The organism is Nonomuraea angiospora (assembly GCF_014873145.1).
GTDB lineage: Bacteria > Actinomycetota > Actinomycetes > Streptosporangiales > Streptosporangiaceae > Nonomuraea > Nonomuraea angiospora.
Window position 1 is genome coordinate 4,155,398 of record NZ_JADBEK010000001.1, and the last position, 24,915, is coordinate 4,180,312.

General features: G+C 72.6%; 20 protein-coding genes. 9 read left to right on the forward strand and 11 right to left on the reverse strand.

Annotation, left to right across the window (positions count from 1 at the left end; all coding sequences use genetic code 11):
• Nucleotides 1-53: 53 nt before the first annotated feature.
• Both H4W80_RS18780 and H4W80_RS18785 read left to right on the forward strand, forming a co-directional pair.
• Complete coding sequence (locus tag H4W80_RS18780; protein WP_192786285.1) at nt 54-320, forward strand: hypothetical protein; 267 nt, start codon at nt 54-56, stop codon at nt 318-320.
• Between the two features lie 365 nt (nt 321-685).
• Entirely contained in the window at nt 686-1,144 is a 459-nt protein-coding gene (locus H4W80_RS18785; RefSeq protein WP_192786286.1) for a hypothetical protein, read from the forward strand.
• 147 nt (nt 1,145-1,291) lie between these two features.
• On the opposite strand, the gene H4W80_RS18790 is transcribed toward H4W80_RS18785, so the two are convergent.
• Genes H4W80_RS18790 through H4W80_RS18805 form a run of 4 tightly spaced genes read right to left on the reverse strand, consistent with a single transcriptional unit; the run spans nt 1,292 to nt 6,479 of the window.
• The gene (locus H4W80_RS18790) at nt 1,292-2,257 is read right to left on the reverse strand and encodes an ABC transporter substrate-binding protein (protein WP_192786287.1); all 966 of its coding nucleotides are present in this window, start codon (nt 2,255-2,257) and stop codon (nt 1,292-1,294) included.
• Between the two features lie 14 nt (nt 2,258-2,271).
• The gene (locus H4W80_RS18795; RefSeq protein ID WP_192786288.1) at nt 2,272-3,219 is read right to left on the reverse strand and encodes an ABC transporter permease; all 948 of its coding nucleotides are present in this window, start codon (nt 3,217-3,219) and stop codon (nt 2,272-2,274) included.
• Complete coding sequence (locus tag H4W80_RS18800; RefSeq protein ID WP_192786289.1) at nt 3,216-4,058, reverse strand: ATP-binding cassette domain-containing protein; 843 nt, start codon at nt 4,056-4,058, stop codon at nt 3,216-3,218. Before H4W80_RS18800 ends, H4W80_RS18795 begins: the two co-directional genes overlap by 4 nt.
• A 48-nt stretch (nt 4,059-4,106) precedes the next feature.
• The gene (locus H4W80_RS18805) at nt 4,107-6,479 is read right to left on the reverse strand and encodes a GMC oxidoreductase (protein ID WP_192786290.1); all 2,373 of its coding nucleotides are present in this window, start codon (nt 6,477-6,479) and stop codon (nt 4,107-4,109) included.
• A gap of 161 nt (nt 6,480-6,640) precedes the next feature.
• Here H4W80_RS18805 and H4W80_RS18810 point away from each other — a divergent pair, with 161 nt between their 5' ends.
• The 3 genes from H4W80_RS18810 to H4W80_RS18820 all read left to right on the forward strand — a co-directional run bounded on the left by H4W80_RS18810 (nt 6,641) and on the right by H4W80_RS18820 (nt 10,625).
• Entirely contained in the window at nt 6,641-7,702 is a 1,062-nt protein-coding gene (locus H4W80_RS18810; RefSeq protein WP_225963527.1) for a hypothetical protein, read from the forward strand.
• Complete coding sequence (locus H4W80_RS18815) at nt 7,699-8,628, forward strand: acetoacetate decarboxylase family protein (protein ID WP_192786292.1); 930 nt, start codon at nt 7,699-7,701, stop codon at nt 8,626-8,628. The genes H4W80_RS18810 and H4W80_RS18815 overlap by 4 nt, the downstream gene beginning before the upstream one ends.
• 62 nt (nt 8,629-8,690) lie before the next feature.
• Nucleotides 8,691-10,625 carry a peroxidase family protein gene (locus H4W80_RS18820; protein ID WP_192786293.1) on the forward strand — a complete coding sequence of 645 codons (1,935 nt, stop codon included), beginning with the start codon at nt 8,691-8,693 and terminating at the stop codon, nt 10,623-10,625.
• 70 nt (nt 10,626-10,695) lie between these two features.
• On the opposite strand, the gene H4W80_RS18825 is transcribed toward H4W80_RS18820, so the two are convergent.
• The 6 genes from H4W80_RS18825 to H4W80_RS18850 all read right to left on the reverse strand — a co-directional run bounded on the left by H4W80_RS18825 (nt 10,696) and on the right by H4W80_RS18850 (nt 17,860).
• Entirely contained in the window at nt 10,696-11,214 is a 519-nt protein-coding gene (locus tag H4W80_RS18825) for an N-acetylmuramoyl-L-alanine amidase (RefSeq protein WP_192786294.1), read from the reverse strand.
• A 105-nt stretch (nt 11,215-11,319) separates the two neighbouring features.
• Nucleotides 11,320-13,335 (reverse strand): ArnT family glycosyltransferase, encoded by a 2,016-nt coding sequence (locus H4W80_RS18830; protein ID WP_225963528.1) that lies wholly within the window; start codon nt 13,333-13,335, stop codon nt 11,320-11,322.
• Nucleotides 13,332-14,507, reverse strand: a complete 1,176-nt coding sequence (locus H4W80_RS18835; protein ID WP_192786295.1) for a bifunctional glycosyltransferase family 2/GtrA family protein — start codon at nt 14,505-14,507, stop codon at nt 13,332-13,334. The genes H4W80_RS18830 and H4W80_RS18835 overlap by 4 nt, the downstream gene beginning before the upstream one ends.
• 24 nt (nt 14,508-14,531) lie before the next feature.
• Nucleotides 14,532-15,896: a sensor histidine kinase gene (locus H4W80_RS18840; protein ID WP_318786935.1), complete on the reverse strand. Its 1,365-nt coding sequence runs from the start codon at nt 15,894-15,896 to the stop codon at nt 14,532-14,534.
• Nucleotides 15,893-16,594, reverse strand: a complete 702-nt coding sequence (locus tag H4W80_RS18845; protein ID WP_192786296.1) for a response regulator transcription factor — start codon at nt 16,592-16,594, stop codon at nt 15,893-15,895. The genes H4W80_RS18840 and H4W80_RS18845 overlap by 4 nt, the downstream gene beginning before the upstream one ends.
• Nucleotides 16,595-16,657: 63 nt before the next feature.
• Nucleotides 16,658-17,860, reverse strand: coding sequence for a cytochrome P450 (locus H4W80_RS18850; protein ID WP_192786297.1), 1,203 nt, complete (start codon nt 17,858-17,860; stop codon nt 16,658-16,660).
• A gap of 84 nt (nt 17,861-17,944) precedes the next feature.
• On the opposite strand from H4W80_RS18850, the gene H4W80_RS18855 reads away from it, so the two are divergent.
• Nucleotides 17,945-18,502 carry a TetR/AcrR family transcriptional regulator gene (locus H4W80_RS18855; RefSeq protein WP_192786298.1) on the forward strand — a complete coding sequence of 186 codons (558 nt, stop codon included), beginning with the start codon at nt 17,945-17,947 and terminating at the stop codon, nt 18,500-18,502.
• A gap of 260 nt (nt 18,503-18,762) precedes the next feature.
• Here the strand turns inward: H4W80_RS18855 and H4W80_RS18860 are convergent, their stop codons facing one another.
• Entirely contained in the window at nt 18,763-20,271 is a 1,509-nt protein-coding gene (locus H4W80_RS18860) for a phytoene desaturase family protein (RefSeq protein WP_192786299.1), read from the reverse strand.
• Nucleotides 20,272-20,491: 220 nt separating this feature from the next.
• Between H4W80_RS18860 and H4W80_RS18865 the strand changes: the two genes are divergently transcribed.
• The 3 genes from H4W80_RS18865 to H4W80_RS18875 all read left to right on the forward strand — a co-directional run bounded on the left by H4W80_RS18865 (nt 20,492) and on the right by H4W80_RS18875 (nt 24,914).
• Entirely contained in the window at nt 20,492-21,418 is a 927-nt protein-coding gene (locus tag H4W80_RS18865) for a pseudouridine-5'-phosphate glycosidase (protein ID WP_192786300.1), read from the forward strand.
• On the forward strand, nt 21,415-22,380 hold the full coding sequence (locus H4W80_RS18870; protein ID WP_192786301.1) for a carbohydrate kinase family protein: 966 nt from the start codon (nt 21,415-21,417) through the stop codon (nt 22,378-22,380). The genes H4W80_RS18865 and H4W80_RS18870 overlap by 4 nt, the downstream gene beginning before the upstream one ends.
• An 83-nt stretch (nt 22,381-22,463) precedes the next feature.
• The gene (locus tag H4W80_RS18875; protein ID WP_192786302.1) at nt 22,464-24,914 is read left to right on the forward strand and encodes a hypothetical protein; all 2,451 of its coding nucleotides are present in this window, start codon (nt 22,464-22,466) and stop codon (nt 24,912-24,914) included.
• Nucleotide 24,915: the final 1 nt, after the last annotated feature.

A 24,915-nucleotide genomic window follows, 5' to 3' on the forward strand; every position in this document is an offset into this window, starting at 1 on the left:
CCTCCCCACCCAAGATCGTGCAATTCTGTCGCGAGACGTTGCGGAGGTGACGCATGATGCTTGATACCGCGCTCTGCCTCGAGCGATTCGCCTGGCACGCAGGTCGTCACGCTGACCTGACCATCCAGAGCCTCGCCCTGTCGAGCGACCCGGCCTACGTGTCGGTCCGCAACCGCTTCTCGGCCACGCTGACGGAGACGGTGACGTGCTCGGACGAGGGCGCGTACATCACCTCGTGGGGCTACCGCCTGGGCACCGCCGAAGACGTCGAGTCCGCCGCCGCCCGCCTCGCCTTCCTCCTCGCCGCCCTCCCCGCCTGACCCGCACGACGCCCGGCCCGAAACACGGCTTACGGCCCCCGACACGGAATTTCGGCCCCGCACCCGCAGGCCACCACCCAGCCGGCCCCGGCACGCGCCCCTGGTGGGGCAGAAGCGCCCCTCCGGCACGGACTCCCGCCACGGAACCCACAACGCCGCCGCCCGCCAGAGCACGCCCAGCGCCTCAGGAGGCCCCTCCCGCACGCCGGGCGGCGCCGCTCGAATGCGCCTCCCGCCGCCACCAGGGGCCCACCTCACGCCAGGCGGGCCGAACGACGGTCAACGGCGGTAGAGGGCCCCAACGCCTCAACGGACACCGCTAGCGTGGTGACCAAGAACCTTCACCGGGTCTCTACCCTTATCGCATGACCACGGAAGATCGACTCTCCACTGTCGATGACCTGATGGCCCGCCCTTTCCCGAGCAAAGAAGAACGAACGGCGCCGGCCAGAGGGACTTGGGAGGGCTATCACTCCAGCGGACAGCGCCACCACATGTGCGTCCTGAAGGCCAGCAGGGACTTTTGGGACGGCCGCAGTGAGGATGTCGTCGAGGCGGCAGAGGAAGAGATCGCCGCCGCCTTCGAGGCGCTGGCCACCGCCCTGACGTCGCGCTGGGGCGGACCTGAGGTGGTCGATCTGCGGCCTTACCTGGAGAATGAGATCCCAGCGCCTGAGCCGATAAGCGAGCTTTGCCAGCTCAGCGGCGAGATGTTCGTCTGGCATCCGGGCGCCGGCCGATGGGTTGCACTCGCGGTCGGTCAGGCTGATTCGGAGTTCCCGATCCTGCTGCTCGCAGCCGTTGGTGAAAGGTCGCTTCTGTAAATGTCGTGCATCCCAAGGCCGCCCGGTGAACCTTTGTGGTCACCGCACTAGGCGCCGCCCGCCGGTCACCCAGGTGCGCGGTCGCGGGCGCCGCCGCCGGGCCGGTCAGCAGCCGGCGAGCGCGCCGAAGCCCGTGAGCCGGGCCGGTCAGCAGCCGGCCTTGTAGAGGATCTTCTGCACCTCCGGCTGGTCCACGTTCTGCGCGGTGACGATGGTGGCGTCCGTCGGGATCGACGGCGTGACCTGCTGCCCCTTGACCGCCGCCACCGCCTGCTCCACCCCCTTGGCCCCGATGTCGCCGGGCAGCTGCGCGATGAGCGCCTGTACGACGCCGTCCTTGAGCTGCTTCACCTGCGCGGGCCCCGCGTCGAAGCCCACCATCTTGACCTGCCCCAGCTTGCCCGCCTGCTGGAGGGCGGAGCCGGCGCCGGTGGCGGAGTTGAGGTTCGTGGCGAAGACCCCAGCCAGGTCGGGATCCTTGGCCAGAGCGGCGTTGACGATCTTGGAAGCCTCGCCGACGTCGTTGTGCGAGTACTGCACGCCCAGGTACGTGATCCCCGGGTGGGAAGCCTTGATCTCCTGCTCGAACCCCTTGATGCGGGCGTCCACGGTGCTCACGCCGGGGTCCGTGGAGATGACCAGCGCCTTGCCCTTGTCGCCGATCTGCTCCGCCAGCGCCTTGGCCGCCGCCGCCCCGCCCTTGACGTTGTCGGTGCTGATCCTGGACAGTCCGATGCCCGGATCCTCCACCACCGTGTCCACCAGGATGATCTTGATGCCCTGCTGCTTGGCCTGGGTCAGCGGCGCGATCATGGCCTTGACGTCGGTCGGCGCGATGAGCATGGCGTCCGGCTTGCTCGCCACCACGGAGTTGACGATCGGCGTCTGCAACGTCGGGTCGAACTTCTGCGGCCCCTGCACGTCCAGCGCCACGCCCAGCTCCTTGGCCTTGGCCTTCGCCCCGCAGGCCATGGTCTCGTAGAACTCCTCGCCCGCCAGCCCCTGCACGAGCGTCACCCTGGTCTGGCCGCCGCCTCCGCTCTGCCCGCTCTGCCCGCCGCAGGCGGCGATCGTCAACAGCAGCGTTCCCAGAGCTGCCACAGCCTTGCGCATCGTGGTGCCTCCTCCTACTGGTCCCGGGCCCTGCGCCTCCACTGGTCGACGTAGACGGCGGCGACGAGCACGGCGCCCACCACCACCTGCTGCCAGAACGGCCGCACGCCCAGGATCTGGAAGCCGTTCTGCAGCACGACCGGGATGAACACCCCGATGACCGTCCCGGCCACCGTCCCCACGCCGCCGAACAGCGAGGTGCCGCCGATCACCACGGCGGCGATGGCCTGCAGGTTGTCGGTGGAGTGGGCGGACACGCCGGTGATGCCGTACTTGGCGAGCGACAGGTGCCCGGCCAGCCCGGCCAGCAGCCCCGCCAGGCCGTACACCTTGACCAGGTGCCGGCGCACGGCCACGCCGCCGCGCCGGGCGGCCTCGGCGTTGGACCCGATCGCGTACGTGTGCCGCCCGAAGCGGGTCCAGGCGAGCACGAGCGCGAGCGCGGCGGTGATGGCGGCGCAGATCCACGCGATCAGCGGCACGCCCAGCCAGCGCGCCAGCCCGAGACCGAGGTTCAGGTCCGTGGGGGCACGCAGATCGACCCCGCCGGTGAGCAGCAGGGCCCCGCCGAGCGACATGCCCAGCGTCCCGAGCGTCACGATCAGGGCGGGGATGCGGCCCAGGGCGATCAGCACGCCGTTCAGCACGCCCCACGCCAGCCCTGTCACCAGGGCGGCCAGGGTGCCGAGCGCGAGCGAGCCGGTGGCGTCCATGACCTCGGCGGCCGCCACGGCCGAGAACACCAGCACCCCGCCCACCGACAGGTCGATCCCCGCCGTGATGATCACGTACGTCATGCCGGTGGCGAGCAGCAGCAGGATGGCCGCGTCGCTGACGAGGTTGAGCAGGTTGAACGAGGTGGGGAACGTGGTGGGCGCCAGGATCGAGAACGCCGCCAGCAGCGCGACCAGCACCAGGCCGATCCACAAGACCTGCAGGTCCCCGAGCCGCACCCCCTTCATACGCCGCCCTCCCGCCCGAGCCCCTGGCCGGAACCCGAGCCGTCCCGCCCGCCGGGCCCCGAGCCGTCCGGCTCGCCGTCCCCGTCCCGCGTTTCGAGGGCTCCGGTCATGGCCCCGACCAGCTCCTCCATCGAGACGCGCGCCGTCTCGAAGCGGGCCACCCGGCGTCCGAGCCGCAGCACCTCCACCCGGTCGGACACCGCCATCACGTCCTGCATGTTGTGGCTGATCAGCACCACGGACACGCCCGAGTCGCGCACGCCGCGGATGAGGTCGAGCACCCGCCGGGTCTGCACGACCCCGAGCGCGGCCGTGGGCTCGTCCATGAACACCGCCCGCCGCGCCCACGTCACCGCCCTGGCCACCGCGACGCCCTGCCGCTGCCCGCCGGACAGGCCGGAGACCGGCGCGGTCTGGGACGCGAGCCGCACGCCGAGCCGTTCGCACGCCTCGCGCGTGGCCCGGCGCATGGCGGCGTTGTCCAGTACGCCCAGCAGGCCGAGCAGGCCGGGCCTGAGCAGTTCCCTGCCGAGGAAGAAGTTGGCCGCGGGGCTGAGGTCGGCGCAGAGCGCGAGGTCCTGGTAGACGGTCTCGATCCCGGCGCCCCTGGCCTCCTCGGCGGAGCCGAACGCCACCGGCTCGCCGTCGACCTCGACCGTCCCGGCGTCCGGCCGTTCGACACCCGAGAGGATCTTCGCGAGCGTGGACTTCCCCGCGCCGTTGTCGCCGATCAGCGCGACCACCTCGCCGGGCCGCAGGGTGAAGTCCGCGCCGCGCAGCGCCTCGACCTGGCCGTAGCTCTTCACGATCCCGCGGGCGGCGATCAGTGGTACGGCCATAAGAACATCAAGAAGGCGATTGACATCGTTGTCAAGGCCGGGCGGCCGTCAGGGCACCCGCGCCCCCACCGCGAGGTCGTGGTAGGCGTCCCACAGCTCGCCCAGGAACAGCCGGCCGAACCTCACCAGCCCCGCGGCCCCGTCGGGCCCCCACGTGCGGAACGTCGTCAGCTGGTGCAGGAAGTCCGGCAGGTGGATGCGGATGATCCCCGCGGCGACCACCTCGGCCTCCGCGTCCTCCGCCGGGCGGGTGTGCCCGCGCAGGATCCGGACGTACAGGGTGGAGGTGTCGGACCACAGGTCGGCCCCGGGATCGTCGTGCACGTCCTTGAAGCCCGTGAGCGTCAGCGGGGCGTCCCCGTCGCCGGTGAAGTGCAGGCGGTAGAGCATGCGCCGCCGGGCCGGGTCCTCGCCCGCCACGAACAGGTTGAACGACCCGTCCTCCACCCGCAGGCGGCCGCCGCCGAGCACGGGGCAGGTCACCCACCCGGCGGCCGACGCCTCGTGCCCGGCGTCGGCCACGAACCGCTCGACGTCGCCGGCGGTGATGGTCAGGTGGACCGCCAGCGGGTGGCCGTTCGCACGCCCCAGCCGCTCGCCCTCCTCCGCGTCGGCGGAGCCGGGCATGACGTGGCCGCGCATCTCCTCGGTGAAGCTCAGGCCGGACGACACCTCCGCGAGCCGCGCCGCCGTCCGGGGCGCGCTCTCCAGGACGTGCTCGCAGGCGCGGTCCGCCAGGGCGGCGATGGTCAGGGAGGGGTTGACGCCGACCGGGCCGGGCACGCACGCCCCGTCCAGGACGTACAGGCCCGGATGCCCGAACACCTCGCCGTACTCGTCCACGACGCCCTCGGCGGGGTGGCGGCCCATCGGGGCGCCGCCGAGCGGATGCACCGTGATCACCTTGCGGGCCAGCCACAGGGGATTGTCGAGGTAGCCGGCCCGCAGGACCCGGGCCATGTCCCGCATGAGCGCGCGCATCGTGGTGAAGTACGGCATGGACGTGCCGGTCGTCCACTCGACGTCGAGGTAGCCGCGGCGCAGGCGCATGACGCCGTCGGGGATGTCGCGGCCCATGCCGAGCAGGCCCAGCGACCCGTCGGACAGGTGCCCGTCGCCGAGCAGCGCGGCCAGTTCGGCGTTGATCCGGGTCCGTGGCGAGTGGCTCAGCAGGGCCCCGAGCCTGTGCAGCGCGAACCTGCCGGCCCTCCTGACCTGGCCGCGCACCCCCGCGAACTCCCCCAGCCACTCGGCGAAGGGCGGGTAGCCCGCGTCCTCGATCAGGAAGCCCCGCCGGTCCCCGTGCCCCGAGTCGGCGGCGTCCGGCACCCGGATGGCGCTGGTGATCACGGGCCCGCGGCTGCCCTCCAGCGAGCGGTGGCGGCGCGCGCCGTCGCGGGCGTCCTTGACCACGGTGAGGAGGTCGCCGTTGCCGCTGAAGCGGGCCCCGAGCATGGGGCTCAGGCCGGGGAACTCCGAGCTGCAGGTCAGCAGCAGGTACGTCGTCCCGAGCGTGCCCGCGGCCAGGACGAGCCGGTCACAGGTGATCGTGTGCTGGGGCAGCCGCCGGGTGCTGACCCGCCGCCGGTCCTCGCGCGGTTCGTGCACCACGTAGCTCACGGCGTAGCCGCCGCCGGGAGCGGGGGCGAGCCACCGTACCTCGTGCAGGGTGCGCAGGTCGGCGCCGGCGTGCCGGGCCGCCGACAGGTAGGTGTGGTCGAGGGAGTTCTTGGCGCCGTCGTTGCAGCCGAGGTCGCACTCGCCGCGCAGCCGGCACGTCGTACGCGGCAGGCCGTGCAGGTTGCCGTACTCGGGGTCCGGGATGGGCAGCCCGGGAACGGGCCGGCCGCCGGGCTCCGGGGCGAAGGCGACGGCCAGCGGCGGCAGCTCCCACTCCAGCCCCAGCCGCCCGGCCGCCTCGCGCATGGCGAGGGTCTTGGCCGTGGTGTCGTACGGCGGCTGGCCGAGGGGGTAGCGCTGAGGCTTGAGCATGCGTTCCACGGCGTCGTAGTGCGGGTCGAGGTCGGCCCGCGTGACGGGCCAGTGCTCGTAGCCGCCGCCGGGCAGCGGGCTCTCCTTGACGAACCATCGCTCCGGCTTGCGCAGCAGCACGTTGGCGTAGATGAGGGAGCCGCCGCCGAGCCCGCTGGAGACGGCCGCGCCGAGCCCGCGGAAGCTCCACAGGTCGAACAGGCCGTACAGGCCCTCGCTCGGATCCCACAGGTTGCGCGCCATCGCGGCGGGCGCGCGCGGGAACGACCCCGGCGGGTACGCCCGGCCGCGCTCCAGCACGACCACCCGCAGCCCCGCCTCCGCGAACCGGTAGGCCGCCACGGCGCCGCCGAACCCCGAACCCACCACGACGACGTCGGCGTGCTCACGCGCGGGACGTCTCGCCTGGTCAGAACCGTTATGACGCATTGTCTCTCCCTCGTCCGGACAGGTCCGAAAAGTCGGGGAGAGGTAGAATGCAAGAGTAACCGATCGGTGAGCTGAGCACCGGAACCAGAAGTCCAGGAGTCCAGGAGTCCAGACCAGGTCTGCCGGCCCGGAGCCGGCAGCGGCCCGAGATGGCGATCGGTATGCATGGACGACCCGCCACACACGAACGCGTCGTACCCTTCACCGCCGGAGACGGCAAGAACCTGCGCCTCGTCAACGTGCGCGGGCACGCCCCGCCGGCCAAGGCCCCGGTCCTCCTCGTGCACGGCGCGGGGGTCCGGTCCAAGGTGTTCCGGGCGCCGGTGCCCGCCAGCATCGTCGACATGCTCGTCTCGCAGGGCTACGACGTCTGGCTGGAGGACTGGCGGGCCAGCATCGACCTGCCGCCCAACCCGTGGACCCTCGACCAGGCGGCGGGATACGACCACCCCGCCGCGGTGCGCAAGGTCGTCGAGGAGACCGGGGCGGACCGGATCAAGGCGATCATCCATTGCCAGGGCTCGACCTCGTTCATGATGTCCGCGTGCGCGGGCCTGGTGCCCCAGGTCGACACGATCATCACGAACGCGGTGTCCCTGCACCCGGTCGTGCCGCGCTGGTCGCGGGCCAAGCTCCGGTACGCGACGCCGATCACCCGCAGGTTCCTGTCCTACCTCGACCCGTCCTGGGGCGACCACCCGCCGCCCGGCGCGGCCGCGCTGATCACGCAGCTGGTCAAGGCCGCCCACGCCGAGTGCGGGAGCACGGTGTGCAAGCTGGTCAGCTTCACGTACGGCAGCGGGTGCCCCGCTTTGTGGCGGCACGAGAACCTCGGCGCGGCCACGCACGACCTCTGGATCCCGCACGAGTTCGGCCCGGTGCCGCTGAGCTTCTTCCGGCAGATGGACAAGTGCGTGCGCAGCGGCCGCCTGGTCAGCTGCGAGCACATCGACGGCCTGCCGGACGACTACACGGCGCAGGAGCCGCGTACCGACGCCCGGATCGCCTTCCTGGCGGGCGAGCTGAACCGCTGCTTCCTGCCGGAGAGCCAGCGCCGGTCCTACGACTTCTTCTCCCGCTTCGCCCCCCACCACTCCCTGCACCTCCTGTGCGGATACAGCCATCTGGACGTGTTCTTCGGCGAGCGCGCCCACCGCGACGTCTTTCCGCTGATCATCGAGGAGCTGGCCGGCACGCCGGCCCGGCACAGGGGGGACCGATGACCTTCACCGCACGACGCCGGCGCCCAGCCGGCAGAGTCGCCGGCCGATTCGCCAACGTGGACGGCATCCCGTTCCGGATGCCGGTGGGGACGCGGGGCAGCCCGGCGTTCATCGCCGTCTACCCGATCGACCCGCGCGGCGCGCGCGAGGCGCTGCCGGAGGAGCTGAGCCCGTACCGGATCCGCGGCGAGGGGGTGCTGATGATCGCGGTGGTGGACTACCAGGACACCCCGATCGGCACGTACGTGGAGCTCTGCACCGGGATCCTGTGCACGCCGGCCGGCCGGCCCGCCCCGCCGCTGCTCCCGCTGCTGTTCCGCTCGGCCTTCGGCACCGGCGTCCACATCGGCGACATGCCGGTGAGCACCGAGATCTCCGTCAAGGGCGGCCTCGGCATCTGGGGCATGCCCAAGCGGCGCGCCTCGCTCGACTTCGTCACCGACGGGTCCACCGTCAGCAGCCAGTACGACCTCGACGGGCGACTGGTCATGCGCGTGGACGTGCCGCGCCCGGCGCGGGCGTGGCTGCCGATGCGGTTCACCGGCATCGGCTACGCCGACTTCCGCGGGATGCTCTGGAAGTCGTCCGTCACGCTCTGCGGCCGGATGGGCCTGACGTGGGGCGGCGGCCGGGAGAGCCGGCTCCTGCTCGGCGACCACGAGCGGGCGGCGTGGCTGAAGCGGCTGGACATCCGCGACCGGCCGTTCCTGACCGCCTTCTTCCCCTCCGTGCGCGGGGTGCTCCACGACCGCGTGGAGGGCTGGTTCCGCACCTCGGCCACGCCTCCCCCGCCGCCCCGGGAGGGCCTGGAGTACGTGGCCGGGCTGGGGCTCGGGCAGGACCGGCTGCCGCCTCCCGACCGCGCGGCGACGGACCGCCTCCTGGGCCTGCCCCGGCCGCGCGAGTACGCCGCCCCGACGCCGTAGCCGTCCTCTCACGGCACGGCCCGATCAGAAGACCCGCCGCCGACCGCCCACGGGGAGATCCGATGAAGCACCGCCTCCGTATCGCCGCGCGCCTCACGGCCGCCTCCGCCCACGCCACCGCGCCCGCGCCCGAACGCGCCGAAGCGCCCGAGCGCGTCCGGCCGCCCGCCGGGCGGGAACCGCCGGTCGCCGGGGCGGGCTATCGCCGCTCGTGGTTCTGGACCGCCTACGACGCCCTGGCCCAGGCGCTCGACCACCGCTTCGGGTGGGACCGGCTGCCCACCCCGCTCGGCCTGGCGGTCCTGGTGGGCCTCCGCAACCGGCTGCGCAAGCAGAACCTGTACGACACCGGCCGCCTGCCCGCCGCCGGCCCGCCGGCGCCCGTCCCGGACCCGAAGGGCCACGAGGTACGGCGGACCGCCGACGGCTCGTACAACGACGTGGACCATCCGGCCATGGGCATGGCCGGGACCCGGTTCGGGCGGAACGTCCCGTTCGACCACGCGTACGCCGAGTCCCCCGAGCGCGTCATGACGCCGAACCCGCGCATGATCAGCCGGCGGCTCATGACGCGGACCGAGTTCCAGCCCGCGCGCTCCCTCAACGTCCTGGCCGCGACCTGGCTGCAGTTCATGATCAGGGACTGGTTCAGCCACGGGATCAGCCCGTCGGAGGACCCGTGGACCATCCCGCTGGAGCCGGGCGACGACTGGCCCGAACCCCTGCTGACGATCCCGCGGGTCCCTCCCGACCCGACCCGCCCGCCCGGCTACGAGGGGCCCGCGACCTCGCTGAACACGCTCACCCACTGGTGGGACCTGTCGCTGGTCTACGGCCTGAGCGACGAGGAGCAGAGCGCCCTGCGCACCGGGACCCGGGGGAGGATCCGCCATCGCGCGTCCGGGACCCGGGCGATGGCGGGCGGCAAGGCCGACCCGACCCGCGAACCGGGCTTCTGGCTCGGCCTGCTGATGATGCAGGGGCTGTTCGAGCGCGAGCACAACGCCATCTGCGAACGGCTCCACGCCGAGTATCCGGCCTGGGGCGACGACGAGCTGTTCGAGCGCGCCAGGCTGATCAACGCCGCGCTCGTCGCCAAGATCCACACCGTGGAGTGGACGCCCGCGGTCATCAGCCACCCGACGGCGGTGACCGGCCTGCGGGCCAACTGGTGGGGCCTGGCCTCCGAGCCGATCAACAGAGCGCTGGGCAGGATCAGCCGGAGCGAGACGATCAGCGGCATCCCGGGTTCGCGCACTGACCACTTCGGGGTGCCGTTCAGCATCACCGAGGAGTTCGCGGCCGTCTACCGGATGCACCCGCTGATCCCCGACGACTACCACCTGCGCCACCTGCGCGACGACTCCGGGATCCGCGACACCACGCTGCGCGAGCTGTCCGGCCCCGCGGCGCTGCGGGTCGCCTCGGCCATCTCGGCCGCCGACCTGCTGTACTCCTTCGGGACCGAGCACCCGGGCGCGATCGTCCTGCGCAACTTCCCGCGCCTGCTGCAGGAGTTCCAGCGCCCCGACGGCAAGCTGGTGGACCTGGCGGCCACGGACCTGATCCGCTGCCGGGAGCTCGGCGTGCCCCGCTACAACGAGTTCCGCCGGCTGCTCCACCTGCCGCCGGCGAGCGGGTTCGACACGCTCACGGACGACCCGGCGCTGGCGGAGGAGCTGCGCGAGGTGTACGCGGACCGGCTGGAGGACGTCGACCTGATCGTGGGCATGTTCGCCGAGAAGCGCCCGGAAGGGTTCGCCTTCAGCGACACGGCCTTCCGGGTCTTCATCCTCATGGCCTCGCGCAGGCTCAACAGCGACAGGTTCTTCACTCCCGACTACGCCGAGCGCGTCTACACGAGGGTGGGGCTGGACTGGATCGCGAACAGCGGCATGGCCTCCGTCATCCTGCGCCACCATCCGGAGCTGCGCCCGGCCCTGCACCGGGTGGGGAACGCGTTCGCGCCGTGGCACCGGTCCGGCGTCACAGCCTGAGGCGCCGGACCGGCATCACGGCCTGAGGCTCCGGTCCGGCATCACGGCCTGAGGCGCCGTCCCCGCCGCGTCACGCGAGCCGGTCGTCGTCCGACGGCAGATCGGCGCCCGTCGCGGCGGGGATCGGCATGCCGGCCTCGACCCAGGCCAGCAGCCTCGTGCCGGGGCAGTCGGTGTTGCCGACCTGGGTGTGGGCTCGCTTGGCCAGCGTACGGCCGGCCTTGGCGCAGGCCTCGTCGTACAGGGCGCGGATCGCCATCTTCACCGCGTCGGCCGGGTCGTTCAGGCCGATGTAGGAGCAGCCGATGCCGGTGACGTTGTGATCCGTGGCGTGGGCTCCCCGCACGTCCCAGCCACGGCCCTCGTACACGACCCCGTCGTCCCGCACGAGGAAGTTGTAGCCGATGTCGTTCCACCCCCGCTCGTCCATGTGGAAGTCCTGGATCTCCCGCGGCGTCTGCGTCGTCGGCCCCTCGGTGTGGTGGACGACGAACTCGGTGCGCTTCGACCACGGCACCTTGACGACGTCGTCCGGGTCTCTCGGCGGGCGGGCGTTCCAGGCACTGCGCTTGACGATGTCGATCGTCATGGTCTCCCCCTCGATGGTGCTCGGCTTTCCGCAGGTTAGACGGCGGGAGGGAGGGAGAGCGGGGTGCGGCGCGCGGGGAGGCCGGGATCGTTGCCCCTTTCCCGGTCAGCCGGCGCAGTCGTAGAGGCCGTCCTGGCCGTCCACGGCCTTGCAGTTCTGCTGGACCCAGGTGGACACCTCGGTGTTGCCCCGGCCCGGCCCGCCGCGGTCGCCGCCCGACAGGACGTAGCGGAGTCGCCCGGAGGAGGTGAGCTCTTTGAGGCGATCCACGGTCATGGCGGCGTCGCTGCCGGTGAAGCCGCCCATGGCGAGCACGGGCCGGCCGGTGGACAGGATGGTCGGCGAGGCCTGCATGGCGCTGTTCACCGCGACCAGCCAGGTGGCCGTGCCCTGGTTCGCCAGGAGGTACTTGACCATGGAGTCGCTCATCCCGCCGCCGGGGCCGCCGCCCATGAAGCCCGCCCGGCCGACCCGCCCCGTCCCGGAGCCCGCGTCCTGACCGCCGGGCTGTTCCTGACCGCCGGGGAAGTCGCGGCCGGGGAACTGGCCGCCCGGGAACTGACCGCCCCGGAACTGGCCGCCCGGGCCGCCGCCCATCCGGCCGAAGCCCATCTGTCCCGCGTTCGGGCCGGCGGTCGGGTTCGTCCCGTTCACCTGCGACCCCAGCGGCGTGACCGCGTACGCGGCGGGCCCGGCCAGCCCGGCCACCGCCGTGGCCGCCAGCGCGAGGGCGGCGATCCTGACCGTCACCTGCGCCCGTACCCTGGCCAGCACCAGCACCGCCACGGCCGCCAAGGTCGCCCCGAGCACGACCCAGGCCAGCCACGGCGCCCAGTCGGGCGTGCGGCGCAGCACCACGAACGACCAGCCGCCCGTCAGGGCCACCGCCAGCGGCAGCACCCAGGCCCAGGCCCGCGAGCGCCGGTACTCCTGCCACATGCTCACCCCGCCCAGCCCGCACAGAGCGGCCACGGCGGGCGCCATCGCGGTCGTGTAGTACGGGTGGAACGTGCCGCTGGAGAAGCTGAACACGACATAGTGGACGACCAGCCAGCCGCCCCACACCAGCCACGCCGCCCCGGACGGGCCCTCGATCCGGCGCACCCGCATGACCGCGGCGAAGACCAGCGCCACCACGCAGAACGGCAGCAGCCAGGAGATCTGCCCCGCCAGGATGTCGTTGAACAGCCGCCCGGCCCCGGACTCCCCACCGAAGCCGCCGCCACCGGCCCCGCCACCGGGGCCGCCGCCCTGGCCGAAGATCCGGCCGAGGCCGTTGTAGCCGATCACCAGGTCCCAGACGGAGTTGTCCGTGGAGCCGCCGACGTACGGCCGCGAGTCGCCGGGCCAGAGGTCGACGATCACCATCCACCAGGCGCTCGACACCAGCATGACCAGGCCGGCCGCCAGCAGGTGCCCCACCCGCCTGAGCCACGGCACGCGGGCGCACAGCAGGTACGCCAGCGCGAAGGCCGGCACCACCAGGTACGCCTGGAGCATCTTCGCGTTGAAGGCCAGCCCCACGAAGAGCGCGCACACCAGCAGCGACCGCAGCCGCCCGGTACGCAGCGACTCCAGGCAGAACCAGGCCGCCAGCACGAGCAGCAGCACGAGGATCGTGTCGGGGTTGTTGTCCCGGTTGATCGCCACGGTGATCGGGGTGAGCGTCATGACCACGGCCGCGACCAGGGCCGCCGCGTCGGCGTACGTCCTCCCGGAGCAGGCGCGGCGCACGGCGGAGTAGACGAGGCCGACGGCGGCCACCCCCGCCAGGGCCTGCGGGAGCAGCATGCTCCACGTGCCGTAGCCGAAGATCCGCGCGAACAGCCCCATCACCCACAGCGCCAGGGGCGGCTTGTCCACGGTGATGAACGACCCGGCGTCGAGCGCGCCGAAGAAGAACGCCTTCCAGCTCTGCGTGCCGGACAGGACGGCGGCGGCGTAGTACTCGTTGGCGTTGCCGCTCAGCCCCCACGCGTACAGGACGAACGCGACGGCGAGCACCGCCCACATGGCGGGCCGCGACCAGCGCGGGTCCTCCTCGGCGCCCAGCAGGACGCGTGCGGGCAGGCTGCGGCTCGTGGCGGCCCGGTGCCCGGGCCGCATGGCGGTGGCGGTCATCGTGCCGTCCTCCGCCTGGGGTTGAAGACCCACACGCGCAGCAGCAGGAAGCGGACGAGCGTGGCCGCCGCGTTGGCGATGATGACCGCGACCAGCTCCACGCCGTGCGAGACGCCGGCGGGCAGCAGCGCGAGGCTGCCCGAGGTGAGCGCCAGCCCGACGAAGAACGCGATCAGGCCCTCGAACTGGTGCCGCATCGCCCCGGCCGAGCCCTTGACGCCGAAGGTGAAGCGGCGGTTCGCGGCGGTGTTGGCCACGGCAGTGACCAGCAGCGCGATCGCGTTGGCGGCCAGCGGGGAGACCATCTGCCGCAGCAGCGAGAACAGCGCCAGGTACGCCAGCGTGCTCACCACCCCGACGATCGCGAACCTGGGCAGCTGCCTGGCCATCCCCTTCGGCAGCTCGGCCCGCTCGACCCGGGCCGGCACCGGGATGCGGGCCGCCCCCGACAGCGTCTTACGCGCGACCCTGGCCAGGCCGCGCAGGTCGTCGAGCGCGGTCTGGATGATGTCGACCCGGCTGTCCGGATCGTCCACCCAGTCCACGGGCACCTCGTGGATGCGCAGCCCGTGCCGCTCGGCGAGCAGCAGCAGCTCGGTGTCGAAGAACCACTGCTCGTCCTCGACGCCGGGCAGCAGCGCCTGCGCGATCTCCGTACGGACGGCCTTGAACCCGCACTGCGCGTCCGAGAACCCGGCCCCCATCACGGAGCGCAGCAGCAGGTTGTACGAGCGGGAGACGAACTCGCGCTTCGGCCCCCGCTCGACCCGCGACGCCCTGGCCAGGCGGGTGCCGATGGCCAGGTCGCTGTGGCCGGACAGGAGCGGCGCGACCAGCGGCAGAAACGCATCGAGGTCGGTGGACAGGTCCACGTCCATGTAGCTGACGACGTCGGCCTCGCTCTGCGACCAGACCAGCCGCAGCGCCCGGCCACGGCCCTTCTCGTCGAGGTGCACGGCCCGCACGTGCGGGAGCTCCTGGGCGAGCTCCGTGGCCAGCTGCCAGGTGGTGTCGGTGCTGGCGTTGTCCGCGATCGTGATGCGGAAGCCGTAGGGGAAGTTCCCGGTGAGGTACGCGTGCAGCCGGGTGATGCTCTCGCGGACCGCCCGCTGCTCGTTGTAGACCGGGACGACCACCTCGACCAGGCGCGTCCTTACTGCTGTTATCTCCATGCAGCCAGCTCACGGGTCGGGTCTTTAACGGGACTTATCCGATTCTGAGTTACGCATGAGAGTTCCGGGAAGGTCCATTGTCGCGATCGCTCCACCACCGGGCGCATTCGCCAGACGTACCTCTCCCCCGGCCTCGGCGACGGCCTGCGCCACGATCGCCAGGCCCAGCCCGGATCCGGGCAGGCCACGGGCGGACGGGGAGCGCCAGAAGCGCTCGAAGACGTGCGGCAGCTCCTCCTCCGGCAGCCCCGGGCCGTGGTCGCGCACGGACAGTTTGCCTTGCCACAACGACACCTCGACCTGGCCTCCGGGACTGAACTTGGCGGCGTTGTCGATGAGGTTGAGCACGGCGCGTTCGAGGGAGGTGGCGCTGCCGACGACGTACCAGGGCCTGAGGTCGGTGACCACCTCGGCGCCGCGCAGCCTGGCCCGCTCGACGGCCGCCGTCACGACCTCGTGGAAGGGCAGCTCGACGTGCGGCTCGTGCTCGGTGTCGCCCCTGGCCAGCTGGAGGAGGTCGGCGACGAGCGTGGACAGCTCGGCGAACTGGGCCTTGACGTTGGTGAGCAGGCGTTTCTTGGCGTCGGGGTCGAGACTGCGGCCCGTCTGCTCGCTGCGGAGGAGCAGGTCGATGTTGGTGCGCAGGGTGGTCAGGGGGGTGCGCAGCTCGTGGCCGGCGTCGGCGACGAGCTGTTTCTGGCGCTCGCGGGAGCCGGCCAGGGCGGTGGTCATGGCGTTGAAGGAGGAGGAGAGCCGGGCGATCTCGTCGTTGCCGGTGACGGGGATGCGGGTGTCGAGGTCCTCGGTCTGCGCGATGTGCTCGACGGCCCTGGTGAGCCTGCCCACGGGGCGCAGCGCGGCACGGGCGATGAGCAGGCCCGCCGTGGCGGCGCCCAGCACGCCGAGCGCCGACACGAAGCCGAGCAGCAACGCCACGTTCTGCAAGGTGTTCTGCAGCCGGCCCATCGGCCGGGCGTCCATGACGGCGACGCCGGGGCCGACGTTGGCCGTGACGATGCGCATGGGCGAGCCGTCCTCGGCCAGCCCGTTGTGGGTATGCGGCCTCCCACCCTCCGCCGCGAGGCTGAGGTCCTCCGGCGTGATCTTCAACGCCGCGCCCAGATAGCAGGTGGGGCGGCCGTCACTGTAGATGATCTGCGTCGCCTGCGGCGGACCGTAAGGTCCGGCGGGCTCGGGAGTGGGGCGGCAGTGCTCCATGAGCCAGGGCAGGTTGTTCTCGCCGGGACGCGGCTTCAGCTCCCGGTCCACCTGGTCGTAGAGCTGCCCTCGCACGATCATGAAGCACGCGCCCGCGCTGATCGCGATGGCCAGGGCTACGGCCGCCGTGACCAGGAGTGTGAGGCGGGTGCGGAGGCTGCGCCAGATCACGGCGTGGCCCGGAGGACGTACCCCACCCCGCGCACCGTGTGGATCACACGCGGCTGCCCCCCGGCCTCGGTCTTGCGCCGCAGGTACATGACGTACACGTCGAGCGAGTTGGACGTCGGCTCGAAGTCGAACCCCCACACCTCGCTGAGGATCTGGTCCCTGGTGAGCACCTGGCGCGGGTGCGCCAGGAACAGCTCCATCAGCAGGTACTCGGTCCGCGTCAGGTCCAGCCGGCGGTCGGCGCGCGTGACCTCCCTGGTCGCCAGGTCCATGCGCAGGTCGCCGTACGTGAGCGTGTCGGCGCCCTCGGCGGGGCTCGCGCTCAGCGCGCCGCGCCGCAGCAGGGCGCGGACGCGGGCCAGCAGCTCGTCCAGCTCGAACGGCTTGACGAGGTAGTCGTCGGCCCCCGCGTCGAGCCCCGAGACCCGGTCGCCCACCGCGTCGCGGGCGGTGAGCATGAGGACCGGGATGTGGTTGCCCGAGGCGCGCAGGCGCCGGCACGCGGTCAGCCCGTCGAGCCGGGGCATCATGACGTCGAGCAGCACCGCGTCGTAGGTGTCGGCGGCGACCGCGTCCAGCGCCGCCTGCCCGTCGTTGGCCGTGACGACCTTGTAGCCCTCGAACTCCAGGCTCGACTGCAGCGCCTCGCGCAACGCGGGCTCGTCGTCCACCACCAGCAACCGTGCGGGCTCACTCATGCGTCAAACGCTAGAGGCTCATCATGAAAACCTGATAAACGCCATCATGCGCGTTCCATGAGATCACCAGGCTACGGGCATCGTCTTGAGGCCGAAGATGGGGCCGTCGCTCTTGATCGGCAGCTGCTCGTCCGGCACGGTGACCCGCAGGCCGGGGATGCGCTCGAACAGCGTGCGCAGCGCGATCTCCATCTCGGCCCTGGCCAGGTTCTGGCCGAGGCACTGGTGGACACCGTACCCGAACGCCACGTGGTGGCGCGCCCCGCGTTCGACGTCGAACTCGTCCGGCCGCTCGAACGCCCGCTCGTCCCTGTTGGCGGAGGCGCCGAGCACGAAGATGCCCTCGCCCTTCCTGACGAGCTGCCCGTCGATCTCCTGGTCCTCGACGGCCACCCGGTCGAAGGCCACCCAGTCCACGATCGAGTGGTAGCGCAGCAGCTCGTCCACCGCCATGGGCCACTTGTCCGGGTTCTCGCGCAGCGCGGCGAGCTGGGCGGGGTGGCGCAGGAGGGTGAGGGCGGAGAGCGGGATCATGTTCGCGGTGGTCTCGTGGCCCGCGACGAGCAGCAGGAAGGTCACGCCCACCAGCTCGGCATGGGTGAGCCGGCCGCTCTCGATCAGCCGTCCGAGCAGGTCGTCCTTGGGCTGTCGCGCCGCCTTGGCGACCAGGGTGTCGAGATAGTCCCTGAGCGCCATGATCGCGGCGTAGCTCGCGGCAGGGCCGTCGGCGCTGGAGAGCATCTCGCGGGTACGCGACTGGAAGAACTCGCGGTCCTCGACGGGCACGCCGAGCAGCTGGCAGATGACCAGCGACGGCAGCGCCAGCCCGAACGCCTCCACCAGCTCCGCCTCGTCGCCCTTGGCCAGCATGTCGTCGATGAGCTCGTCCACGGTGCGCTGGATGCCGGGCCGCAGCTCCTTGACGCGCCTGACGGTGAACTCGGGGATGAGCAGCCGCCGGAACCGGCCGTGCTCGGGCGGGTCGAGGTCGATGAAGTGGCCGACCGCGAACTCCTGCGCCGCGGCCCGCTCCTCGGGGGTGGGCGGTTCCGGTCTGAACGCCCAGTTGGGGTGGCCGGGGGTCGCCGGGTTGGTGCTGATGCCCGTGCCCGACAGGACCTGCTTGGCCGCGGCGTGCCGGGTGACGAGCCAGATGTCCCCGCCGGGGAGCGAGGCTCGTACGAGGGAGGCCTGCTCGCGCATCCGCTCGTACTCGGGCGGGGGCGCGAACGGGCAGGTGCGCTGGACAGGGAAGGTTTCGGCCATAGTCTGCTCCATGCAAGCCGGTCGCATTGCTTACTTACGCGAAAGTAAGCAATCGCGGGCCGGTCGTCAAGTGATGGGAGCGGGATGGCAGGGCGGCGGACGGACACCAGGGACCGGATCCGGCAGGTGGCGCTGGAGCTGTTCGCCGAGCAGGGGTACGAGCAGACCACGCTGCAGGAGGTGGCCGAGCGGCTGCAGATCACCAGGCCGGCGCTCTACTACCACTTCAGCACCAAAGAGGCGATCCTGGAGAGCGTCGGGGAGCGGCTGGCCGAGTCGATCGACGAACTGGTGGAGTGGGGGCACGCGCAGCCCAGGACCCCGGAGTCGAGGCGGGAGATCCTGCGGCGGATCGGCGAGCTGCTGGAGGGGCAGTGGCGTCCGCTGTTCAAGTTCGCGCAGGTCAACCAGGGCGTGATGCAGGGCCTGCCGGCCGGTGAGCGGATGCAGGCCGGGATCGTCAAGATGGTGTCCCTGCTGGAGGATCCGGAGTCCGGGCCTGTGCGGAAGTTCGAGGCCCGGCTGGCGGTGTTCGCGGTGATCCTGGGCAGCGTGCCGTTCCTCTTCGACCTGGACGTGCCGGAGGCGGAGCGGGCGTCCGTGGCCATGGAGGTGGCCACGAGGCTGATCTCGGAGGACTAGCCCGGGAGGATCAGCGCGGGGGCTCAGTGCGGGGGGCTCAGTGCGGGGGGGCTCAGTGCGGGGGCTCAGTGCGGGGGCTCAGTGCGGGGGCTCAGTGCGGGGGCTCAGTGCGGGGGCTCAGTGCGGGGGCTCAGTGCGGGGGCTCAGTGCGGGGGCTCAGTGCGGGGGCTCAGTGCAGGGGCTCAGTGCAGGGGCTCAGTGCAGGGGCTCAGTGCAGGGGCTCAGTGCGGGGGCTCAGTGCAGGGGCTCAGTGCAGGGGATCAGCGCTTCAGCAGAGCCATGGCCGCGTTGTGGCCGGCGATCCCGCTCACGCCGCCGCCCCTGCGGGCGCCGGCGCCGCACATCAGGATGCGCTCGTGCTCGGTCTCCACGCCCCACCGCTCGCCCGCTTCCGCGTACGGCCAGCTCAGGTCGGTGTGGAAGATGTGGCCGCCGGGCAGCCCGGCCTCGTTCTCGAGGTCGACCGGGGTCTTGACCTCGGCGCACGGGGTGCCGTCGGGGGCCCTGAGCAGGCATTCCTCGATGGGCTCCCCGAGGACGGAGTTGATGGAGGCGAAGGTGGCCTCCAGGGCCACCTTCCTCGCCTTGTCCGGATTTTTCCGGAAAAGGCGGGCGGGCATGTGGAGGCCGAACAGCGTCATCGTCTCCGCCCTGCCCCTCAGCCCGGGCCCGAGGATCGACGGGTCGGTCAGCGAATGGCAGTAGACCTCGGCCGGCGGCAGCTCCGGAATCTCCCCGCGCGCCGCCTGCCCGTAGGCCGCGGCGAGCTGGTCGCGGCTCTCGTTGATGTGGAACGTGCCGCTGAAGGCCGCCCGCGGGTCCACGGACGCGTCCTTCAGCCGGGGCAGCCTCGTCAGCACCATGTTGACCTTCAGCTGCGCGCCCTCCGGCACCTCCCCGGGCCGGCCCAGCACCCGGTCGAGCACCGCCGGCGGCAGGTTGACCAGCACGTGGCCGCCGTTCACCGTGTGCTCGCCGCCCTCGTCCGCGAACGTGACCTCGCCGGACGGCGAGATCCCCACGATCTCGGCCCCGGTCCTGATCTCGGCGCCCGCCCGCCTGGCCGCCGCCTCCAGCGCCCCCGAGACGGCGCCCATGCCGCCGACGGGGACGTTCCACTCGCCGGTGCCGTCGCCGATCACGTGGTAGAGGAAGCACCGGTTGGCGAGCAGGTCGGTGCCGGGGTCGGCGAACGTGCCGATGAGCGCGTCGGTCAGCACGACGCCGCGCACGGTGTCGTCCCCGAACCGCTCCTCCACGGCCTGGCCGATCGGCCGCCGGAACAGGTCCCGCCACGCCTCGGGGCCGACGAGCCGTTCGACCTCGGCGGCGGACGGGAGGGGTTCGAGCAGCGTGGGCGCCAGCGCCCGCGCCACGCGCGCGGTCATGCCGTAGAAGTCCTGCCACGCCTCGTGGTCGGCCTCGCCGCCGGTGACGCCCCTGAACGAGGCCGCCGTGGCCGCCGCGTCCTCGTTGTCCACGAGCAGGCCGGTGTCGCCCTTGGGCGTGTACGACGCGTAGCGGCGGCGGCGCAGCTCCAGGTCCAGCCCCAGGTCGCGGACGATCGCGGAGGGCAGGAGGCTGACGAGGTAGGAGTAGCGCGACAGCCGTACGTCGACGCCGGGGAAGGCCTGCGCGGAGATCGCCAGGCCACCCACGTGGTCGTGGCGTTCCAGGACGAGCACGCTGCGCCCCGCCCCGGCCAGGTAGGCGGCCGCCACCAGCCCGTTGTGCCCGCCTCCGGCCACGATCACGTCATACGACCCCATCACCGCACCATACGACCCCACCCACACCACCCGTCAACGCCCGCTCGCGGACATTTCTCCCGATCCGCCGGGTCACTGGCGGGCGCCGCACCCCCTGTGTGATCCTCAGGTGGACCGCCGGCCGATCAGCGCCGCGGCCTGCTGCGTTCCGAACAAAACCCCGTAAAATACGTTTTTCGCCCTAGTAGGCCAGGATCACCCAAGGAGCAAGAAACTCACCATGCGCACCACCCCCGACTCCGTTCTGCAGCCGTCCGACGAGGTCGCCGAGGCCCTGGCGAGCGGCGCGCCCGTCGTCGCCCTGGAGTCCACGATCATCTCCCACGGGCTGCCGCAGCCGCGCAACCTGGAGGTGGCGCGCGAGCTGGAGGGGATCGTACGGGCGGCCGGCGCCGTCCCGGCCACGATCGCCGTGCTGGACGGCGTGCCCCGCATCGGCCTCGGCGAGGTGGAGCTGGAGCGCATCGCGACCGAGTCCGGCCTGCGCAAGCTGGGGCAGCGGGACCTGCCGGTGGCGGCGGCGCTGAAGGCCAGCGGAGCCACCACCGTGTCGGCCACGTCGTTCCTGGCCGCCCGCGCGGGCATCCGCGTCTTCGCCACCGGCGGCCTCGGCGGCGTGCACCGCGGCTGGACCGAGGACCAGGACGAGTCCGCCGACCTCGACACGCTGGCCCGCACCCGGATCACCGTCGTCTGCGCCGGCGTCAAGTCGATCCTCGACGTGCCGGCGACCCTGCAGCGGCTGGAGACGCGCGGCGTGACCGTGGCGGGCTACCGGACGGACACCTTCCCCGGCTTCTACCTGCACTCCTCCGGCCAGCCGATCGAATGGCGGATCGAGTCGCCGGCCGACGCGGCGGAGATCATGCGGGGCCAGGACGCGCTCGGCGGCCAGGAGACGGCGCTGATCGTCGCCAACCCCGTCCCCGTGGACCAGCAGCTCGACCCCGAGCTCCACGACCGCGTGCTGGCCGAGGCGCTGGCCGCCGCCGAGCGGCAGGGTGTCAAGGGGCAGGCGATCACGCCGTTCCTGCTCGGCTACCTGGTGGACGGCACCGCCGGGGCCTCCCTGGAGGCCAACCTGGCCGCCGTGCGCGGCAACGTCGCCCTGGCCTCGCGGATCGCCCTGTCATGGGCGCGCCCATGACAGACGGAGTGACGGGCGGAGTGACGGGCAGGGCGACAGGCAGCGCCCTGCTCGTCATCGGTGATGTGGTCACCGATGTGGTGGCGTTGCATGGTTCGCCGGTCATGTCGGGCACCGACACGGCGGCCGACATCGTCCTGCGCCCCGGCGGCTCCGGCGCGAACACCGCCGCCTGGGCCGCCCGCCTCGGCGCCGACGTTCGCCTGCTGGCCAGGCTCGGCTACGACAGCAGCGAGTGGCACACCACCGAGCTGGCCAAGACGGGCGTGCGGCCGCACGTCTCGGTCGATCCCGACCGCCCCACCGCCGTCGTGATCGCGATGGTGGACCGGAGCGGCGAGCGTACGATGCTCACCAACCGCGGCGCGGGCGGCCTGATCTCCGAGGCCGACTGGGACCCGGCCCTGCTCGACGGCGTCGCCCGGCTCCACCTGTCCGGCTACCTGCTGTTCGCGGAGGGCGGGCTGCGGCTGGCCAGGCTGGCGATGGCCGAGGCCGCCGCCGCCGGGATCGCGATCAGCGTCGACCCGGCCTCCACCGGCCCGCTGCGCGAGTTCGGGGTCGAACGTTTCATCCGCGAATCCGCCCCCGCCGGCCTGATCCTCCCGAATCTCGATGAGGCCCTCTTGCTCAGTGGAGCCACGACGGCGGAGCGCGCCGCCGTACTCTTGAGTGAGACATACGGCACAGCGATCGTGAAGCTGGGAGCAAGGGGCGCGCTGGCCGCTGTGGACGGCGAGGTCGTCGCGGCGGCGGCGGGTGTGTCCACCGAGGTCGTGGACTCGACGGGAGCGGGTGACGCGTTCGCCGCCGGGTACCTCACCGGGGTTCTGCAGGGTGTCGGCGAGGAGGCGGCTTTGGAGGCAGGTTGCCGCGCTGGGGCCGCATGTGTGGCCCAGGTGGGCGGTCGGCCACGGTACGGTTTGGATCTGAACCGTCTTTACCCTATTCACACTGATTGATAGCTTGCCGCGTAAGCTGCACCATTAGCCACACGCGTTTCGGTCAGCACCACGCGGCTCACTGGGGAGGATAAGGTCCGCCGATGGAAGTCGAGTCATCGATCTGCCTGAGCGACCTAGTCCCTGCGCTGCGCTGGAGCCGCCCGCAGCAGGTGGCCGAAGCGCTGGGCGATCCGCGGCTGCCGGCGGGATGGTGGCACTCCCTCGCGCTGTCGAGGGCGCTCGGCACGGCGGGGCTCGACTGGATCTGCGAGCGCCTGGCGCGGCTGGCCTCCTCCCGCTGGGACCACCTGCCGCTGGCCGACCTGCTGCCCGCGCTGACCGTCCACCACATCGATCCGGCGCTGCCGGGCTGGCCCGAGGACACCCGTACGGCGATCACCGGGCTCGGCGGCTGGCAGCGGCTGCGCCGCCTGTCCCCCAGCGACCTGGGCACGCCCTCGGCGACGCCCGAGGTGGTGATCGGCTCCGTCTTCCGCGAGATCCTGGGCCGCATCCCGGCTCAGCGTGAGGCCCCCGCGGCCGATCATCCCGAGGTCACCCGGCCGCTCACCCGGGGCACGGGCTCCTTCCCCGTACAGGCCGATCCGGTGCCCCAGACCGGCATGTTCGCCGCCCAGGGCGGCCCCGATCAGCGCCTCTTCCCGAAACAGGGCCAGGCCGACGCGCCGCAGCGCCCGGCCGCCGCGGGCGACCAGCGCCAGACGGGCTCGTTCCCGGCGTTCCCGGCCCAGCAGCCCTCGGGGACCGGCCCCCTGGCCGCCCAGGGGCCCGACAGCGGCCGCCAGACCGGCTCCTTCCCCTCGGTGTCCGACCGCGCGGGTGGCCCCGCTCAGGACCGTCAGACCGGCTCCGCTCAGGATCGCCCGGCCGGCCCCTCGCAAGAGCGCCAGACCGGCTCCTTCCCGGCCCTGCCGGCCCCGGACGCCGGCGGGCAGCAGCGGCAGACGGGGTCGTTCCCCGCGCAGACCGGCTCGTTCTCCGCGCAGCCGCAGAGCGGCCCGTCGCCGGCGAAGCCGCAGGGGTTCGCCGGCGAGGGCCTCCCGCCCCGCCCGGCCCCCGGCCAGCCCGACCGCGCCCCGCAGCGCCCCGCGAGCCCCCAGTCCGGCGCCCAGCCCGGCGCTCAGCCCGGCGCCCAGTCCGGCTCTCAGCCTGGCGCGCAGTCCGGCCGCCAGGACACCGGCTCTCCCGTGCCCCCGGGCGGCCCCAGCACCGGCTCGATGCCCGCGGTCCCGGGCGGTCCCAGCACGGGGTCCATGCCCGCGGTCCCCGGCGGTCCCAGCACCGGCTCGATGCCGGCCGTCCCCGGCGGTCCCAGCACGGGATCCATGCCCGCGATCCCGGGTGGCCCCAGCACCGGCTCCATGCCCGCCGTCCCCGGCGCGGCGGGCGCCTCCAAGGGCAGCGGCGCCCCGAGCTACGCGGCGCCCGTTCCCACCGCTCCGTCGGCCCCCAGCAGCCCCGTGCCGACCGACGCCGACCACGCGATGGTGCGGGTCGTGGACAACCTGTTCCGCAGCCTGGACAAGCTGGAGCTGGCGGTGGCCGTGCACCGGCTGTTCGCCGAGGACCCGGTCAGCCTGCGGACGCTCGCCCACAAGATGCTGGTCGACCGGGACGCGCTCTCCCAGGCCCAGCGCACGGCCGAGGAGCGCGTGCTGCACTGGCTGCGCTCCTCGGAGTCCGCGCCGGTCACGGGCCACATGTTCCGCCTGACCGAATGGCTCGGCGCGGCGGCCACCGAGGACCAGCTCATCGGCGCCGACCCCGCCCACCCCGTGACGGTCCCCTCGCTGCGCACGCCGCTCTGGCGCGTGCTGGTGACGCTCATGCCCGACCGCCGCCTCCAGGACGGCTGGCTGGTCGTGGGCGACCTGCACCGCCTGCAGGACCGTACGAGGCAGCTGCTGGCCTCCAGCCCGCCCGACGCGGACGTCGTGGAGCTGATGGGCGAGCTGGGCATCCGCGCCCACTCCGCCAAGGCCTGGTACGACGCCCTGCCCCAGGAGACGAGCGGCGACCCGGTGGCCTCGGCCCCGTCGCCCGCCCAGCCCCTGCCCCGCCGCACGCCGGGCGCCAACGGCCACCACCACCGGGGCGGCCAGCCCATCCCGCCGGCCCCGGCGAACTCGATCGACCCGTCCGCGGCCCTGGCGACGCTCTCGGCGCTGTCGGGCGGCCGTTCGCCGATGCTCTCCGGAAACCTGGCGGGCGCTCCCCCGACGCCGCCTCCGCCGCTGCCGAGCCCGTCCTCGGACCCGCGCCGCTGGCAGCGCATCGAGGTGACCCCCGAGCACCTCAGGGGCGGCCCCGTGCCGGTGCCGGAGGGCTACGCGGCCCAGCTCGGCATGCGCCCCGGCACCTTGCTGTCGGTCACCGGGCCCGGGGACAACGCCATCGTCCTGGTCTGGCAGGGCCACCAGCCGGTCTTCGACTCCCTCCAGCCGGTGCTGATGCGCCTGAACGCCCGCCCCGGCGACCAGGTCTACGTCACGGTGGACGGCTACCGGCTGGAAGCCCAGCTCACCGGCTGAG

What these genes read in the sequence shown, in the direction of transcription:
- H4W80_RS18860 (WP_192786299.1), bottom strand. Translation starts at nt 20,271, where the DNA reads ATGGGGTCGTATGACGTGATCGTGGCCGGAGGCGGGCACAACGGGCTG.
- H4W80_RS18865 (WP_192786300.1), top strand. Translation starts at nt 20,492, where the DNA reads ATGCGCACCACCCCCGACTCCGTTCTGCAGCCGTCCGACGAGGTCGCC.
- H4W80_RS18845 (WP_192786296.1), bottom strand. Translation starts at nt 16,594, where the DNA reads ATGAGTGAGCCCGCACGGTTGCTGGTGGTGGACGACGAGCCCGCGTTG.
- H4W80_RS18785 (WP_192786286.1), top strand. Translation starts at nt 686, where the DNA reads ATGACCACGGAAGATCGACTCTCCACTGTCGATGACCTGATGGCCCGC.
- H4W80_RS18810 (WP_225963527.1), top strand. Translation starts at nt 6,641, where the DNA reads ATGCATGGACGACCCGCCACACACGAACGCGTCGTACCCTTCACCGCC.
- H4W80_RS18800 (WP_192786289.1), bottom strand. Translation starts at nt 4,058, where the DNA reads ATGGCCGTACCACTGATCGCCGCCCGCGGGATCGTGAAGAGCTACGGC.
- H4W80_RS18875 (WP_192786302.1), top strand. Translation starts at nt 22,464, where the DNA reads ATGGAAGTCGAGTCATCGATCTGCCTGAGCGACCTAGTCCCTGCGCTG.
- H4W80_RS18795 (WP_192786288.1), bottom strand. Translation starts at nt 3,219, where the DNA reads ATGAAGGGGGTGCGGCTCGGGGACCTGCAGGTCTTGTGGATCGGCCTG.
- H4W80_RS18870 (WP_192786301.1), top strand. Translation starts at nt 21,415, where the DNA reads ATGACAGACGGAGTGACGGGCGGAGTGACGGGCAGGGCGACAGGCAGC.
- H4W80_RS18820 (WP_192786293.1), top strand. Translation starts at nt 8,691, where the DNA reads ATGAAGCACCGCCTCCGTATCGCCGCGCGCCTCACGGCCGCCTCCGCC.
- H4W80_RS18850 (WP_192786297.1), bottom strand. Translation starts at nt 17,860, where the DNA reads ATGGCCGAAACCTTCCCTGTCCAGCGCACCTGCCCGTTCGCGCCCCCG.
- H4W80_RS18825 (WP_192786294.1), bottom strand. Translation starts at nt 11,214, where the DNA reads ATGACGATCGACATCGTCAAGCGCAGTGCCTGGAACGCCCGCCCGCCG.
- H4W80_RS18855 (WP_192786298.1), top strand. Translation starts at nt 17,945, where the DNA reads ATGGCAGGGCGGCGGACGGACACCAGGGACCGGATCCGGCAGGTGGCG.
- H4W80_RS18790 (WP_192786287.1), bottom strand. Translation starts at nt 2,257, where the DNA reads ATGCGCAAGGCTGTGGCAGCTCTGGGAACGCTGCTGTTGACGATCGCC.
- H4W80_RS18835 (WP_192786295.1), bottom strand. Translation starts at nt 14,507, where the DNA reads ATGGAGATAACAGCAGTAAGGACGCGCCTGGTCGAGGTGGTCGTCCCG.
- H4W80_RS18830 (WP_225963528.1), bottom strand. Translation starts at nt 13,335, where the DNA reads ATGACCGCCACCGCCATGCGGCCCGGGCACCGGGCCGCCACGAGCCGC.
- H4W80_RS18815 (WP_192786292.1), top strand. Translation starts at nt 7,699, where the DNA reads ATGACCTTCACCGCACGACGCCGGCGCCCAGCCGGCAGAGTCGCCGGC.
- H4W80_RS18780 (WP_192786285.1), top strand. Translation starts at nt 54, where the DNA reads ATGATGCTTGATACCGCGCTCTGCCTCGAGCGATTCGCCTGGCACGCA.
- H4W80_RS18805 (WP_192786290.1), bottom strand. Translation starts at nt 6,479, where the DNA reads ATGCGTCATAACGGTTCTGACCAGGCGAGACGTCCCGCGCGTGAGCAC.